This is a genomic window from Chryseobacterium sp. Marseille-Q3244 (assembly GCF_940807095.1).
Lineage (GTDB): Bacteria > Bacteroidota > Bacteroidia > Flavobacteriales > Weeksellaceae > Chryseobacterium.
Genome location: NZ_CALNWX010000001.1, coordinates 444299 through 457359 on the forward strand (window position 1 = coordinate 444299; position 13061 = coordinate 457359).

A 13061-nucleotide genomic window follows, 5' to 3' on the forward strand; every position below is an offset into this window, starting at 1 on the left:
TTTTTCAATGGTTATATGTTGAGTGTTTTTTTATTTAAAATTCATGGTTATTAGCTTCGTATTTTAATTGCATCCGGAACAATAAGATCTATCTACATATTGCTTACTGTTTCCTGAATAATAATAGCAGCCTCCTCTTGAGCCAACGTACAATTGATTACCATTGTATGTGCATCCCCGGCTTCTGGAACTTGAAGAATAAGATCTTGGAGAAGAGTAGCTTGAATAGGAACTTGAAGGAGTATAGCGTGATCTAGACGATTTACTCTTTCTGCTGGTTTTAGTTTTTCCTTTTCCTGGCTTTTTGAAAAATTCTTTAGTTGAAGTTGTACTAACTGTAGATGCTGAAATGTTGGCAGGGAATAATAATCCAAGTCCTAGAAGTCCTGTAAAAAGTAGTTTTTTCATAGTATTTGTTTTTTTATATAGAAAGGTTTTCATGGGTATTAAATAGTTTCTATTGTAAATTATATTGAGGAAGGTGTTTAATAGTTTTCTAATGTTTTATGGAGCTCTTCTCTAAAATTATAGATTTCATCAAGATTACTGAGTAGTACTTTCTCGCCAGAATCTTTACCATTGTGGAATGTTTCAATATATTTATTCGCTGTATTGAAGTGCAGTCTGCAAAGGGGTTTTCTGTTATTGTCATCCAATAAAATTCCAAAATAAGATAAAGTGTCTCTGTAAGCTATACGTGTTGAAGGGATTTTTTCTCTCATAATTGCTTTTACAATTTGAAAGCCTTCGAGTTCTTCTTCAGTAGTCACAATTCTTGAATCATTATTTTCATCAATAGGCTGTGGTGCTTTTATATCATCATCCTGCTTTTCAATTTGTTCATTAATGCTTAAAGCAGACTTAAGCCTAAAACTTATAGATTCGTTGATAGAGGTTGTTAATGCTTTTTTAGTATACTCTTTAAAAGAAACCAATCTGCTGGCAGTAATAGGCTTGTCAAAGAATCTGTTCACTAAAAGTTTTACGATTTCATCAGAAGGGGTTTCTATTTCTTTTTCAAATTCCTTTCTTATAGCCTTAATATATTTTAGAGCTTCTGCAGAATCCAAAATACTTTCAAGGTTATAATCTTTCTTGGTAAAACTTTCAAGGATCTTAATGGAGCTATCTTTTAAGTCTTCAATATTTATAGTGAAAAATGGCTTTTCATCCATGATATTAGGCTTTTCAAGATCTGTATAAAAATTATAAATAATACCATTGGTAAGAACCCCAAACCTTGTTTTGGAAACATGATAATATCTATGAAGCTGAGAGTTATGAGCATCAGCGTTCTCTTTCCAATGTTTACATTCAATGATGAAGATAGGTTCGTCATTATTTTTAATCACATAGTCTACCTTTTCTCCTTTTTTGGTTCCAATATCACAAATGTGCTCAGGAATAACCTCTGTAGGATTAAAGATATCATACCCTAAAATTTGTATAAAAGGCATTACAAAAGCATTTTTTGTAGCTTCCTCTGTAGCAATCTGATCTTTTAATGCTATGACTTTTTGTTGTAGTTGTTCAAGTTTAATCTTAAGATCCATGATATTATTTTTAAAGGGTTTCATCTATTATTTCTGCTTCGGGAGCATTGCTCTTCACAGAAGCTATTCCATTTTCCATGCTCGTTTTAGAACTGTATAATTGGCTTTTGCCTATGATTTCTCCATTCCTAGCTTTGAGAACAAAATAATCTTTATCATTTACAGAAACTTTTCTTTCATATCTTACATCTTCTTGAGAATTAAGTTTTACGGATTCAATTCCTTTATGACAAGATGCTTTTTGAACATAGCCTTCACTTGTTAGAATTATTTCTTCGTTTTCGGCTTTCAGATTGAATTGATATTCTTTATTCACTCTTTGAGTGATCACAAATTTTCCCATGATTGTTTTTATTTTTAATAAATCTTTCTGAAATTTCTATTTCATTAAGAATTCGTTGATTAGGTAAAATGATTTGAGTTTCCCCTGAAGGAGTTTCCATAATATAGGCGCCAGATCTACAATTTTTAAATCGATATATGAAAGCACTTAATCCAGAAATAAATCCTTCATTTGTTGTTGTTTCGTAGACATGTTTGGAACAACTTGTTCTGAAAATACATTTTCTTCTTTTTGCGGCTGGAATTACCAACCAATAAATTTTAATAAGAAGAATTAATAGATTTTTCATTTTCTTTTTTTGTAAAAACAACCATTTGATAAGACGTCATATAGCCTGGTTTATGGCCAAATCCAAAACACCCCTCAATAGGTTGTATATATGTGGATACACTTTCCAACCTTAGATACTCCCAACCATCATTGGTATGAACTTTTATTAAATTGTCTAATTGTTCTGCAATATTTTTTGAACCCATATTTTGTTGATTGGCAGTTGCAACAAATGGTATTACTTTGTATTCCATGATTGTTTTATTTATGGGTCAAAAATATGATCCTTTAAAATCCAATCCTTACGGGAACCCGTAAAAACAAATAACCTTTCAAAATTTTGAAAGGTTATATAAAATTGAGATGGTTTATAATCTAAATTATCCCTAAATCTTTACAGAAAGCAACAAGTTGTTCGTTATTGGTAATCTCAAGCTCTTCTTTCAGGCTATTCAGTTTCTTTTCTACACTGCTCAGGCTATTGGGGCGGATGTTGTTATTTTGGAGATACACAGGAATATTTTTTTGAAGGACCCCTTGCGATAGGAGAGAAACAAGAGTGATGTCGTATTCTGAAAACTCATAGCTGTTTAGTTTTTTCACTTCCTGTTTAAGGTCAAGTGAGAGATAATTGTTTCCTTCATATACTGATGCGATTGCTTTTTTTAAATCTTTGGCATCATTTCTGGCTTTACGGACAAAACCATTAATTCCATATTCTGTAAAAAGAGAATTGATAGTACCGGATTTGTGTTCAGAAGAAAAAACAATAGTTTTCAACGCAGGCTGTAGTCCTTTTATGGCTTTAATGAGCTCTTTGCCGTCCTTAATCTTTTGCTCATGATGGTCTTCTTCAAAGGAAAGATCAGTAATTAATAAGTCATAGAAGTCGGCTTCCCGAATTGATTTTTGAATTTTTGCTACTGCATCATCACAATAATAAACATAGTCTGCATTTGAAATATTGAGGTCTTCTAGTGTTCTCTGTACAGAAATACTGCTGCTTTCGTGGTCTTCGGCTATTAAAATTTTTTTGAACATTTCTTTTTCATTTTATGATGTGGGGAATGAAATATTGACTTTCAACCCTTTTTCTGTTGTATTGTCAAAAGTAATTGTCCCCTTTATTTTTTCAATACGGGAAACCGTATTTGATAATCCATTTCCATGAATTATTTCTCCTGGGATCCCAATTCCATTGTCTTTATACTGAATGTGTATTTCGTTATTATTTTTTTCAAATTTAAAAGCCACAAGACTGGCCTGACTGTGCTTTTTCATATTGACCAACAGTTCGCGGATAACTTGAAAAATTTCATTTTGTACGGTTCCACTTACATCATTCCATATATTTTGACTGTTTCCGGTAAGAAAAGGTTTTATATGATCGTTTTTAAAGGAATCAATGAGGTTGAATATTCTTTCAGCAAATTCTACAGTATCTTTTGTCTCCGGTTTTTCATAGGATATGTCTCTGGATTTTTCATAAACAAATTCCAGTTCATCTAGAGCCTTCTCTTTATCAAAATTTTCCTGATTTTCAATTTTGGTCATTACCTGATAAATCCCGTTGGCTACTACATCATGGACTTTTTTAGACATTTTAAGCTGAGTGTTTTTTACTTCAAGTTCCTTTTCTTTCTGAAGTCTTTTCTTTCTTCGTCTATACCAAAGATAACCACTAATTAGAAGTAATGATAAAGCTACTAATATAACATTTTGTTGTAGTAACTTAATTTGACTTTCCGCATTTTGGGTTTTTAGTGTTTGATTTTCTGCATTTTTTTTCTCACTATCATATTTGATGTATGCAAATCTATTTCTGTAATCATTTCTGCTTCTCTGTATACTGTCTGAAAGGGTTTTATAACTTTTAAAATTTTGTTTGGAGTTTGAGGGAGAATCTACAGCAATAATCTTTTCCATAGCTTCCAGCCTGTCTTCGGGACTTTTAATTTTAATAGCATTTTGAAGCATTGTTCTTGCATAGTGTAAAGAGGCTTCCGGAGCAGCTTTTTGATTGATTTCTGCTAAATGAGCATAACTGGAATTGGCTCCCCAAAAATCATTATTTTGTAATTTATTCGCTAATAGATTCTCAAATTCTTCCTGAGCCGGATAATTGTTATTTTGCAACCATTGAATATAAACAGTATTTTCTTTAACCCTGTTGATAAGATTTTTATCTGATATTTTTGTTAGATCAATTTGGGCTAACGTTTTTAATGCATTAATGTATTTTCCCTGCCTGTATTCACTTGCCGATTTATTGTTGATAAGGTTTGCCTTTTCTTCAATAGATTTAATTTCTTCTGCAAGAGCTTTTGTATACCATTTTTCTGCTTCTGAATATTCTTTTTGATCATACTTTAGGTTTCCTAAACTCCCATACACAGAATAGTAGCTTTCATCCCCTTCTTTCATATAATTTAAAGCTTCAACCAATGTTGCTTCTGATCCAAGATAATCACCTGTGTAATTCTGAACAATAGACTGATAGATTAAGCTCTTTGAAATCTTCACAGAGTCTTTTAGCTTGCTGTAATGAATAATAGCCTGCTGAAATTTTGAGTATGCTTTAATATTATCGTTTTGTACTAAGGCTATTCCTTCTTTATACAAATCGTCATTACCTTCATTTGCGGTATGGGAATTTACTTTTTCTTGTTTGCAGGAAACCAGAATGAGTAAGCAAAAAAATAAATATCTCATCATCCCACTAAAATAAATAAAAAACCACTCATAAAAAGAGTGGTTTGTCAAAACTTATATTTTTGGGGGTCTTACGGGACCTGTATCTCCACCAGTATCTCCTGGATCAAGTCCTTCACCATCTTGATTGGCCGCGTTTTGCGTTGTGATTGGCGTTGAATTATTATCATTTGTTGTTTGTGTATTATTATTCGGGAATGCTAAACCTAATAGCATTAAAATAAAATGGATCATTTTTTCAAAAAATTTATTGTTAAAGCATTCGTGTTCTTCCCTGCGAAACAGATCGCAGATAGGGTTACACGGTTAAAAAAATTGAAGCGCTTCTAAATTTTTTGGGAAGTGAACCTTCAAAAACGGAGGAGAAACATCTGCTTCCCAACCCGGAGTTTTCCCTCCGTTTTATCTGGTGATTTTGAAATCAGTTTTGTAAATTTGTTTTCTAATGTTTTGTTTTTCACTGATTTTCTGAAGCAAAGATGCGACAAAGGGTGACGCATGTGTTAGTCACGTTTTGGACATTGATGGACACGAAATGGACAATGAAGGCTTTATGGGAATCCGTAATGTGGTATGATGGATAATCACCTATTTTGTAAAGACTCAAAAAACTATATATGTCCAAGAAAAAACTACTAATTCATGAGCTGTTCAGAAAAGCAAGGGAGGAATCTGGAAAAGATACTAAGAATGGGCTTGCTTCTTATCTATGGGTTTATTTTAAAGAAGACATTGGTTTCGAAATAAATGACAAAACCTTTGGGAGATATTATGATACTTATATAAAGGAAAAGGATGAAGAGAAAGATATTCATATTGATCGACTAGATAAAATTAGCCAATACGTAGGCTATAAAGACTTTCTTGATTTCTCCAGAACTTTTACCAAGAAGGAGGAGGAAACTAATAAAACTACAGTGAAAATTAAAGTAGATGAAGATGAAGAGTCATTATCAGAAAAGTTATCTAATATTATTATCAATATTACGAATGAGCAGCACTTCAAAATGCCGGAGTTTGTCAAACAAAATGGTTTGGGTATTGCCGGAGCTTTTCTGATTATAAGTGTTTTAATTGGGAATAATTATAACTCAAAAAGTAAAAGTAACAGTCCTTTAAGTTTTTTTGGAACATCTGCTGATGAGAGAAGTTGTATGTTTTGGGATGATAGTGAATATAAGCTGGGGGATTGTGAAGATAAAAACCCTCAACGAAGTCTTATTCCTAAAGATACCGTTCAGCTAAAGTATTTTAAACGGATTACAAGAAAAGATACGCTTACTGTGGATAATGCCTTAGGTAGTACTTGGTACTCAAAGTTTAATGGGAATGTTGAGTTTTTTACTATGGATGGAGTAGATCCGGATACTGGACGTGAGCTGAGAGCTTCTACAGCATATATTATTGGGAAATATGCAGGGTATTAAACAATAAAAAAGCGGAATAGAGAATATTCCGCTTTTATGTATAGTCTTTATTTTTTTGGAGGAGGTGGAGTTTGTCCAGTTTCTCCTCCGGTATCTTCTATTGATCCGCTTGATTCGGATGCTGAACTTTGTGATATTATTAATGAATTATTCGGTACTACTGCATGGGTTGTGCTATTAGGAAATGCAAAGCCAAATAGCATTAAAATAAATTGAATCATGTTCTATGGTTATATTTGTTTTTAATTTCTATTCTGCATTCAGCATCCCCAACTCTCCAAAATATTTTTTAAACTTCTGGATTTTAGGTCCAACCACTGCACTACAATATGGTTGTGTAGGGTTTTCATTATAATACCCTTGATGATATTGTTCAGCAGGCCAGAATTTTTCAAATGGAGCCAGTTCAGTTACGTAAGTTCCTGCCCATCTTCCTGATTCCTGAGATGCTTTGATGGCTTGTTCTGCTTTTTGTTTTTCAGTCTCATCTTTATAATAAATAACTGAACGGTATTGTGTTCCAATGTCATTTCCCTGTCTGTTAAGCTGAGTAGGATCGTGTAGGAAGAAGAAAACATCCATAAGTTGTTCATAAGAAATTATGGATGGATTATAAGTGATTTGTACTACCTCTGCATGACCTGTTTCTCCGGTACACACTTCCTGGTAGGTTGGGTTTTCTTTATGACCACCGGAATACCCTGATATAGCAGCTTCAACACCTTTTAATAAGTTGAAGCAACTTTCTACACACCAGAAGCATCCACCACCGAAAACGATGGTTTCTAAATTATTGTTATCCATTTTTTGGTAATTATTATTGTTTAATGGCATTTTTTTAATCTTAAAGACCACGGAAAATGCTAATCAAAAGTAAGAAAAACTTCATGGATTTTGATACGGATCTCATGAATTGTTTTCATAGATAATGCTAATGATAAAGAGAATGGCTGGGCTGTATAGAATATTTATTTTTTTGCAACGAATGCATTAATAAACTTATTCGTGAATTCGTTGTAAAATAAAAAAGCGATCTCGCATTGAGATCGCTTTAAATATTATAAGTGTATTAGTTATTTTTCCCAAACCAAAGCACTTGCTCCCAAAATAGCAGCATCGGCTTCATCCAGTTCACTGAATACTAATTTTACTTTATTTCTGAAGATCGGAAGAAGGTTCCTTTCCATATGAAGTTTAGCAGGCTTTAAGATAAAATCTCCGGCTTTGATCACTCCACCGAATAGCAAAATAGCTTGAGGTGAAGAGAACATCACAAAATTGGCTAATGCTTCCCCCAACTTTTGCCCAGTATATCTGAAAACTTCAATAGCAATCGGGTCTTCTTTCATCGCACATTCATATACGGTTTTAGAATTGATCTCGTCTTCAGGATATTGGTTCAGCATAGATTCCGGGAATTCGGCTCTCATTTTCTTAGCCGTGATGGTAATTCCTGTTGCTGAAGCATAAGCTTCCAGGCTTCCTTCAGATCCTGTACTCCAATGCTTTCTTCCGCCTGGTTTTACAATAGTGTGTCCCAATTCTCCAGCAAAACCGTCATGGCCATAGATTAGATTTCCGTTGGCGATAATTCCGCTTCCTACTCCTGTTCCCAGGGTAATCATGATAAAATCTTTCATGCCGCGTGCTGCCCCGAAAAGCATTTCCCCCAAAGCTGCTGCATTGGCATCATTGGTTACTGTACATGGCAAATTGAATTTTGCGGTCATCAGTTCAGCAAAAGGAATTACTCCTTTCCATGGCAGATTGGGTGCTAATTCTATTGTTCCTTTATAATAGTTGGCGTTGGGAGCCCCTACACCAATTCCGTCGAAGTGCTTTTCAGCACCATGTTTTTCCATTAATGGGCGTACATGTTCATATAAAGCATCGATAAAATCTTCTACTTTATCATAGGCATCGGTTTTAAGGTTTCCTTTATCCAGAACTTCTCCACGGTGGTTTACAATTCCGAATTTGGTATTGGTTCCGCCGATGTCAACTCCAAGGGCAACCTGTTTTGATAAATCTATTAATGACATTTCTATTATTAAATTCTAAGGGCTAAAATTATAAAAAAGATTGTATTAATAGCTTATTAACCTTGTATTATTTAAAAGATTAAGCTTTTTTTACCGGTTTTTTCTTTCTTCGACCCCACCAGATCATAAAACCTGTTACAGGAAGAGAAGCGCAGATAAGACTTACAATAAAAGCAATAATCTTTGTAGGAAGCCCTAAAATAGCCCCTACGTGGATATCGTAATTGGCGCCTACTACCTTTTCTCCAAAGTTTTTATCTTTTGGATCATGAGTATGCAGCAATTCTCCTGAGTTTTCGTCAAAAATAAGACTGCTGCTTTTGTGATATGAATAGGTAAGATGTTTTACATAGACCTCAAAATTAGGATGCTCATGATCATCCATATGCTCATGTCCAAGATCGATAGCAAAACCATAAGATTCAGGATATTTTTCTTTAACTGTGTTGATAATTTTATCCAGAGTATTTTCAGTTCTTAGTTCAATTGGAGCTTTTGTTTTGATATGCGAGAAATCAGGATATTGGGTTTCCCCTCCGGAAAATATCACATAAATCATCGCCTGAACTACAAAGAATGCGTAAAACAACCCGGTAATCGAAAAGATAAGGGCAAAGATTGAAACATAAAAGCCCAATACGTTATGAAGATCGTAGTTCTTTCTTTTCCAGCTTTTAATATTCTTCCATTTAAAAGAAAAACGTTGTTTTCTTGCTGCTTTATTTTTAGGCCACCATAAAACAATTCCTGTAATGAGCATAATGATAAAGATAATCACAGGTATTCCCACTACATAAGTTCCCCAATCCTGCTTCAGAAGGTAGCTCCAGTGGATCATTTTGACAATATTGAAGAATCCGTTCTTTTCATCATATACTCTCAGTACTTTTCCCGTGTATGGGTTTACATAGGCCTGCTTATAGATCGGAAATTCATCAAAATAATTCCAGGCATCCGTATTATGCTCATACCAGAAGAACATATAGGACATTTTCTTATCCATAGGAATATTGACCCAATGGATTGGGTATTTTTCTTTTACCTGCTCGGCAACAGCCTTTTCCATAACACGGATGGGAAGAATCTGTTTTTGATCAATATTCTGTTCATTGTGGTAGATCACATCCTTTCGGGTGTAGTTTTCCACCTCATCCTTAAACACATATAATGCTCCGGTAATAGAGATAATAAAGATTAAAAATCCAATGACGAGCCCAAACCATAAATGGAGCTTAGCAGACCATTTCTTAAAAAATCCAGGTTGTTTCTTCTTATGGTGATGATTTTTCTTCATATAATCGTTAAAGTTCTGCAAAGATAAACTTTACTTTTTATTTAGATTAATTAAAATTTATATTCAATAATGAAAGTTCCTCTCATCCCCAGCGCATTAACGAATTCACTGTCTCTTGCTGTCCACCACGCGATAGCAGGTTGGTATTTTTTATTGAATATGTTCTCGATACCTAAAGATAGCTTCCAGTTACGGTTGACTTCATAGCTTGACTTGAAATTGAAAACCGTATATTCCGGGACATATCCTTCACCATAAGAATATAATCCGGTTTTGATATTTGGAGTAAATCTGTTTTGAGTAAATGAATGAAGCATATCCAACCCTACAGATAATGCAGGAACAGGTTTTGCCTGAATGTAGGCAAGCACCTTAGGTGCTGAGATTCTACTGTTGTTGATCTTGGTAGAATAATCTCCGTCATCTTTTACAGAGGTAATTCCTTCCATCCAGCTGTAGCTTCCACCAAACTGGATCCATTTTGTTGGGGTAAAGTGTAAAAATCCTTCCACTCCATATACTATTTCCGGTGACCTCTGGATCATCAGAGCTCTGTCAGGACTCTGTACGAATGAGGCTCCCAGTTTTGAAGTACTTACATAAGAAGTTAACTCATAATTAAGCCAGCTGGAAAGCTGTCCTGTGGCTCCCAGTTCGTAATTGTTAACAATAATGGGTTTTGTTTCAAGACTTTTAATGGTTTCTGACGTTGAGGTTCTTAAGATTCTTCCCAATTCATTGATAGAGTAGGCCTGTGAAAAACTTGCAAAAAGATTGATATAAGGTTCAATATTGTAACGGATTCCAATATTTCCTACTAAAGCATTATAGTTAAGTTTTCCTCCTTCCACAGGAATACTCTTGGTAAATGTTCCGTCACTTTTAATTACAGAAAGGGTATTAAAATCATCTACATTCACTTTGATGTTTTCATAACGAAGTCCCGCCTTGATGGTCAATTTTTTAAACAGGTCAACTTTTGCCAATAAGAAAGGGGCGATATTGGTCATGCTCATATTGGGAGTCCAGAATCTGCCATCTTCCAGTTTTTGTACGGTTTGATCGTTCAGAATATCCACTCCATAGATGATTTCTCCCTGAGAATTCGCAGAATTCCAAAGCTGGGTATCAAAATTGAATCGGGCACCTGCTTTTTTAGAAAGAACGTTAGACTGACCACCATTGAAAAAGGTATCACTGTATCCGTAAACGGTTTTAAAATCCTGATAATAAAGATTTACGTTTAACGCAGTTCCTGCAAACAGGTTCTTATTATCATAACTTACCCTGATATTGTGGTTTTTTGGTGTTCCCTGAGGAGTTGTTTCCAATCCTTTGCCTACTCCTTCACCAATCGTAGGCTTCGTACCATACTTTCCTGTACTTAGACCCAGATTAAGATCTGATCTTGAGGAATAGCCAATATAAGATGCTTCAATTCTTTGATTATCATTAATGTTATAGCCCAGTTTCAACAAACCATTGTAATTGTCCATTTTCGCAGTACTGTAAGTAGGGCTTAGGAAAACACCGTCAGCGTCTTTCATATAGCCTGTTCTTTCATATGCTAATGAAAGGGTGTAATCAAATCTGTTCATCTTACCGGATAAAAGCTGGCTGGCTCTTACTCCTAATGTTCCTCCGTAAGGTTGTCCGGTAAAACCAATCTGTGATATTCCGGAAATCTTTTGATCTGTTTTATTTCTTTTTGTGATATAATTGATAATCCCTCCGTCAGCACCATTTCCGTAGATTGATGATGCTCCTTTAATAACCTCCACTCTTTCAATGGCTGAAGGATCTATGGATCTCAGATCTCTTGCACCGTTTCGTAATGGAGTAGACTGTGGAATTCCGTCAATCAATACTAATACCTGACGGCCTCTTAAGGTCTGTCCGGTGTTTGAAGTCTGTCCCGAATTGGTTCCTAAACTGGGAACGGTGTATTGCAGGATGCTTGTAATATCAGAATTAACCGTCAATTGAGACTGAATCTGCTTTTCTCCCACTACTGTGATTGAACTGGGAACCTCTTTAATGTTCTCCTTTTTTCTGGAAGCCGTCATCACAACCTCATCCACATTTTGGGTTTGTAAAGTATCTTTTACCTGGCCAAAAACCATTATAGTTCCCAGACTGGCAGCTGATAAAATTGCTTTTTTCATTATATTTTCTTTCCTTGTTTCTTTCTTTTTCCCCACCAGACCAAAAATCCGGTAACTGGGAGTGAGGTGCAGATAAGTCCTGCGATAAACCAGATGATTTTTCCAAACAATCCGAAATAAGATCCGGTGTGGACATCATAATTGGCATTCGCATATTTTTCTGCGGCTTTGAGTTTGTGATGAGGTTTATTGGCTAGTAGTTTTCCTGAATATTTATCGAAAGTAAGCAGGTTTCTTTCACTGAATCTTCCATCCTGGCCGTATACTGTGACCGGAAGGTTTTTGAGCTCCTTTCCTTTTTTATTTTTTCCATTTAAAGTAATTCTGAAACTGGATGATCCTGCGTATAGTTTTTCTGTCTGGAATGCTGCGATATCAAAAACTGCATCTCTCTTTACCATCAGAGAATCCGGGGATTTGACTTCCTTTTCTTTTGGAGGTTCCCATAACCGGATAAGGTAAGATTAAAAGTGTTTTTTACATAAGGATAGGCAAAGTAAATCCCTGTTACACTCATTATTAAGGCAATAAATGAGGCATAGAACCCTAATACATTATGAAGATCATAATTTTTGCGTTTCCAGTTTTTTACATTTTCCCAGTTGAACCAGAACCTTCCTTTTCTTGCATTTTTATTTTTCGGCCACCATAGAATAATTCCGGTGATCAGCATAATAATAAATAATACCGTTGGAATTCCCGTTACATAAGGTCCCCATTCTGAATTCAGTAAAAGTCCCCAATGGATATACTTCAGAATATTAAATACATCATACTTTTCATTGTAAACAGCAAGAATTTCTCCGGTATACTGGTTGACATACACCTGTTTATTGATGAGAACCTGTTGAAAATAGTTCCATCCTTTCTTACTCTTATCATAGTATAAAAAACGATAGGATTTACTTTTGTCCAAAGGGATTTCAACTGAGCTCACAGGATATTTCTCGTTAAGCTCCAGACTTACTTTTTCACGAAGAATTTCGATGGATAAGGGTTTTTTATTGATTTCATTCTGTTTTACATAGATGGCTTCTTTACGAAGGCTATCTTGTACTTCATCTTTAAAAACGTACAAAGTCCCTGTAAGAGAGACTATGAACACAATGATACCAACTGACAAACCAAACCACAAATGCAGTTTGGCAGACCATTTCTTCGTTGGAGAAATTTTCTTTTTATGGTGTTGCTTTTTTCTCATAGCGAAAAGTTAGCCCCCAAGAGGGCTAACTTTTATTTTTTAGAATTTATATCC

The 13061-nt window shown here is 34.8% G+C and carries 16 protein-coding genes; 2 read left to right on the top strand and 14 right to left on the bottom strand.

Going from position 1 to position 13061, the window contains the following annotated elements; genetic code table 11:
* Window positions 1-63: 63 nt before the first annotated feature.
* The 8 genes from NBX25_RS02055 to NBX25_RS02090 all read right to left on the bottom strand — a co-directional run bounded on the left by NBX25_RS02055 (window position 64) and on the right by NBX25_RS02090 (window position 5112).
* Entirely contained in the window at window positions 64-408 is a 345-nt protein-coding gene (locus NBX25_RS02055; protein ID WP_123909614.1) for a hypothetical protein, read from the bottom strand.
* A gap of 77 nt (window positions 409-485) precedes the next feature.
* The gene (locus NBX25_RS02060) at window positions 486-1553 is read right to left on the bottom strand and encodes a type I restriction endonuclease (protein ID WP_250252639.1); all 1068 of its coding nucleotides are present in this window, start codon (window positions 1551-1553) and stop codon (window positions 486-488) included.
* Between the two features lie 10 nt (window positions 1554-1563).
* Window positions 1564-1896: a YegP family protein gene (locus tag NBX25_RS02065; RefSeq protein ID WP_250252641.1), complete on the bottom strand. Its 333-nt coding sequence runs from the start codon at window positions 1894-1896 to the stop codon at window positions 1564-1566.
* Window positions 1862-2185, bottom strand: a complete 324-nt coding sequence (gene yidD, locus NBX25_RS02070) for a membrane protein insertion efficiency factor YidD (RefSeq protein WP_250252643.1) — start codon at window positions 2183-2185, stop codon at window positions 1862-1864. Before yidD ends, NBX25_RS02065 begins: the two co-directional genes overlap by 35 nt.
* A complete protein-coding gene (locus NBX25_RS02075) occupies window positions 2157-2420 on the bottom strand; it encodes a hypothetical protein (RefSeq protein WP_250252645.1) in 264 nt (87 codons plus the stop codon). The genes yidD and NBX25_RS02075 overlap by 29 nt, the downstream gene beginning before the upstream one ends.
* A 121-nt stretch (window positions 2421-2541) precedes the next feature.
* The gene (locus NBX25_RS02080) at window positions 2542-3207 is read right to left on the bottom strand and encodes a response regulator (protein ID WP_250252647.1); all 666 of its coding nucleotides are present in this window, start codon (window positions 3205-3207) and stop codon (window positions 2542-2544) included.
* Window positions 3208-3219: 12 nt separating this feature from the next.
* The gene (locus NBX25_RS02085; RefSeq protein WP_250252649.1) at window positions 3220-4881 is read right to left on the bottom strand and encodes a tetratricopeptide repeat-containing sensor histidine kinase; all 1662 of its coding nucleotides are present in this window, start codon (window positions 4879-4881) and stop codon (window positions 3220-3222) included.
* A gap of 51 nt (window positions 4882-4932) precedes the next feature.
* Window positions 4933-5112 carry a hypothetical protein gene (locus NBX25_RS02090; RefSeq protein WP_250252651.1) on the bottom strand — a complete coding sequence of 60 codons (180 nt, stop codon included), beginning with the start codon at window positions 5110-5112 and terminating at the stop codon, window positions 4933-4935.
* 383 nt (window positions 5113-5495) lie between these two features.
* Between NBX25_RS02090 and NBX25_RS02095 the strand changes: the two genes are divergently transcribed.
* Complete coding sequence (locus NBX25_RS02095) at window positions 5496-6305, top strand: hypothetical protein (RefSeq protein WP_250252653.1); 810 nt, start codon at window positions 5496-5498, stop codon at window positions 6303-6305.
* 36 nt (window positions 6306-6341) lie between these two features.
* Window positions 6342-6521 (top strand): hypothetical protein, encoded by a 180-nt coding sequence (locus NBX25_RS02100; protein ID WP_250252654.1) that lies wholly within the window; start codon window positions 6342-6344, stop codon window positions 6519-6521.
* A gap of 33 nt (window positions 6522-6554) precedes the next feature.
* On the opposite strand, the gene msrA is transcribed toward NBX25_RS02100, so the two are convergent.
* The 6 genes from msrA to NBX25_RS02130 form a co-directional block, all read right to left on the bottom strand.
* Window positions 6555-7109, bottom strand: coding sequence for a peptide-methionine (S)-S-oxide reductase MsrA (msrA, locus tag NBX25_RS02105; protein WP_250252655.1), 555 nt, complete (start codon window positions 7107-7109; stop codon window positions 6555-6557).
* A 269-nt stretch (window positions 7110-7378) separates the two neighbouring features.
* Window positions 7379-8347, bottom strand: coding sequence for an ROK family protein (locus NBX25_RS02110; protein WP_123858304.1), 969 nt, complete (start codon window positions 8345-8347; stop codon window positions 7379-7381).
* A gap of 79 nt (window positions 8348-8426) precedes the next feature.
* Window positions 8427-9641 (bottom strand): PepSY-associated TM helix domain-containing protein, encoded by a 1215-nt coding sequence (locus NBX25_RS02115; RefSeq protein WP_250252656.1) that lies wholly within the window; start codon window positions 9639-9641, stop codon window positions 8427-8429.
* A gap of 50 nt (window positions 9642-9691) precedes the next feature.
* Complete coding sequence (locus NBX25_RS02120; RefSeq protein ID WP_250252657.1) at window positions 9692-11806, bottom strand: TonB-dependent receptor; 2115 nt, start codon at window positions 11804-11806, stop codon at window positions 9692-9694.
* Entirely contained in the window at window positions 11806-12207 is a 402-nt protein-coding gene (locus NBX25_RS02125; RefSeq protein ID WP_250252658.1) for a PepSY-associated TM helix domain-containing protein, read from the bottom strand. The genes NBX25_RS02120 and NBX25_RS02125 overlap by 1 nt, the downstream gene beginning before the upstream one ends.
* Window positions 12207-13007 carry a PepSY-associated TM helix domain-containing protein gene (locus NBX25_RS02130; protein WP_250252659.1) on the bottom strand — a complete coding sequence of 267 codons (801 nt, stop codon included), beginning with the start codon at window positions 13005-13007 and terminating at the stop codon, window positions 12207-12209. Before NBX25_RS02130 ends, NBX25_RS02125 begins: the two co-directional genes overlap by 1 nt.
* Between the last annotated feature and the right edge of the window lie 54 nt (window positions 13008-13061).

Coding starts and splice junctions, on each gene's coding strand:
- NBX25_RS02055 (WP_123909614.1), bottom strand. CDS start 408: ATGAAAAAACTACTTTTTACAGGACTTCTAGGACTTGGATTATTATTC.
- NBX25_RS02060 (WP_250252639.1), bottom strand. CDS start 1,553: ATGGATCTTAAGATTAAACTTGAACAACTACAACAAAAAGTCATAGCA.
- NBX25_RS02065 (WP_250252641.1), bottom strand. CDS start 1,896: ATGGGAAAATTTGTGATCACTCAAAGAGTGAATAAAGAATATCAATTC.
- yidD (WP_250252643.1), bottom strand. CDS start 2,185: ATGAAAAATCTATTAATTCTTCTTATTAAAATTTATTGGTTGGTAATT.
- NBX25_RS02075 (WP_250252645.1), bottom strand. CDS start 2,420: ATGGAATACAAAGTAATACCATTTGTTGCAACTGCCAATCAACAAAAT.
- NBX25_RS02080 (WP_250252647.1), bottom strand. CDS start 3,207: ATGTTCAAAAAAATTTTAATAGCCGAAGACCACGAAAGCAGCAGTATT.
- NBX25_RS02085 (WP_250252649.1), bottom strand. CDS start 4,881: ATGATGAGATATTTATTTTTTTGCTTACTCATTCTGGTTTCCTGCAAA.
- NBX25_RS02090 (WP_250252651.1), bottom strand. CDS start 5,112: ATGATCCATTTTATTTTAATGCTATTAGGTTTAGCATTCCCGAATAAT.
- NBX25_RS02095 (WP_250252653.1), top strand. CDS start 5,496: ATGTCCAAGAAAAAACTACTAATTCATGAGCTGTTCAGAAAAGCAAGG.
- NBX25_RS02100 (WP_250252654.1), top strand. CDS start 6,342: ATGTATAGTCTTTATTTTTTTGGAGGAGGTGGAGTTTGTCCAGTTTCT.
- msrA (WP_250252655.1), bottom strand. CDS start 7,109: ATGGATAACAATAATTTAGAAACCATCGTTTTCGGTGGTGGATGCTTC.
- NBX25_RS02110 (WP_123858304.1), bottom strand. CDS start 8,347: ATGTCATTAATAGATTTATCAAAACAGGTTGCCCTTGGAGTTGACATC.
- NBX25_RS02115 (WP_250252656.1), bottom strand. CDS start 9,641: ATGAAGAAAAATCATCACCATAAGAAGAAACAACCTGGATTTTTTAAG.
- NBX25_RS02120 (WP_250252657.1), bottom strand. CDS start 11,806: ATGAAAAAAGCAATTTTATCAGCTGCCAGTCTGGGAACTATAATGGTT.
- NBX25_RS02125 (WP_250252658.1), bottom strand. CDS start 12,207: ATGGTAAAGAGAGATGCAGTTTTTGATATCGCAGCATTCCAGACAGAA.
- NBX25_RS02130 (WP_250252659.1), bottom strand. CDS start 13,007: ATGAGAAAAAAGCAACACCATAAAAAGAAAATTTCTCCAACGAAGAAA.